We start from the raw sequence: 1,268 nt of genomic DNA, 5'->3' as shown, positions 1-1,268 counted from the left end.
GACCCGGCGGCCGCCTGCTCGACCAGGGCGGCCAGCGCGCCGCGCTCCCCCTCGCGCCCCAGCAGCGCCTGACGCTCCACGGACCCTCCGCCTCCTCGTGCCGCCCCTCGACCGGTCGACCGGTCGATCCGTCGCGGCCCCGCCGGCCGGCCGGGCGGCCGGGCGGGGACCCGCGGACCGCACCATGGCACGTCCGGCGCCCGGGCGGGATGCCCCCGCGGGAGGAGGGCCGTCATCCGCACGGGCGAGGCCGCCGGTGCGCGGGAGTCGTCCTCGCGGGCGTCCCGGTGCGCCCGGCCCGCTCCTACGGTCGAGGGACGCCGAGCGAGGGAGGAACCGTGATCGAGGTCGTGGGCCTGACGAAGAGGTACGGGGGGAGGACGGCCGTCGACGACGCCACCTTCACCGTCCACCCGGGGAGGGTGACCGGCTTCCTGGGGCCCAACGGCGCCGGGAAGTCCACGACGATGCGGGCGGTCGTCGGCCTGGACCGGCCCAGCGCCGGCACCGTGCGCGTCAACGGCAGGGAGTACGTGCGCCACCGCGCCCCGCTGCGCGAGGTCGGTGCCCTGCTGGAGGCGAGGGCCGTGCACCCGGGCCGCTCGGCGCTCGAGCACCTGCTCGCCCAGGCCGCCACCCACGGGATCGGCCGGCGGCGCGTGCACGAGGTCGTCGAGCAGGCGGGTCTGACCTCGGTGGCGCGCCGGCGGGTGGGCACGTTCTCCCTGGGCATGGGCCAGCGGCTGGGGATCGCCGCGGCGCTGCTGGGCGACCCGCAGACCCTCGTCCTGGACGAGCCGGTCAACGGCCTGGACCCCGAGGGCGTGGTGTGGGTGCGCACGCTGCTGCGCGGTCTCGCCGCGCAGGGCCGCACGGTGTTCCTGTCCTCGCACCTGATGAGCGAGATGGCGCTGACGGCCGACCACCTGCTCGTCCTGGGACGCGGGCGCGTGGTCGCCGACGCGCCCCTGGCCGACGTCGTCGCGCGCGCGCAGTCGACGACGGTGCGGGTGCGGACACCGGACCCCGCGCGGCTGGAGCCGCTGCTGCGCCGGCACGAGGGCGTGGAGGTGGTGGCCGTGGAGCGCGACGTGCTGGAGGTCAGCGGCACCGACGCCCGCCGCATCGCCGCCACCGCCGCGGCGGCCGGTCTGGAGCTGCACGAGCTGACCCCCGTGAGCAGCTCGCTGGAGGAGGCCTACCTGCGGCTGACCACCTCCGAGGTCGAGTACCGCGCACCCGCCGCCCCCGTGGCGTCCGCACCCGCC

1 protein-coding gene is annotated in these 1,268 nt (G+C 77.8%); it reads left to right on the top strand.

Features of this window, described 5'->3' with window-relative positions; genetic code table 11:
- Nucleotides 1-338 precede the first annotated feature (338 nt).
- Nucleotides 339-1,268 (top strand): ATP-binding cassette domain-containing protein (locus GTQ99_RS23370; RefSeq protein ID WP_166618035.1); only part of this gene is annotated, 930 nt, incomplete at its 3' end.

Origin of the sequence: Kineococcus vitellinus, from assembly GCF_009906315.1 — a bacterium.
GTDB lineage: Bacteria > Actinomycetota > Actinomycetes > Actinomycetales > Kineococcaceae > Kineococcus > Kineococcus vitellinus.
The sequence above is the reverse complement of the archived record's forward strand: the minus strand, read 5'-3'. Positions and strand labels throughout refer to the sequence as shown.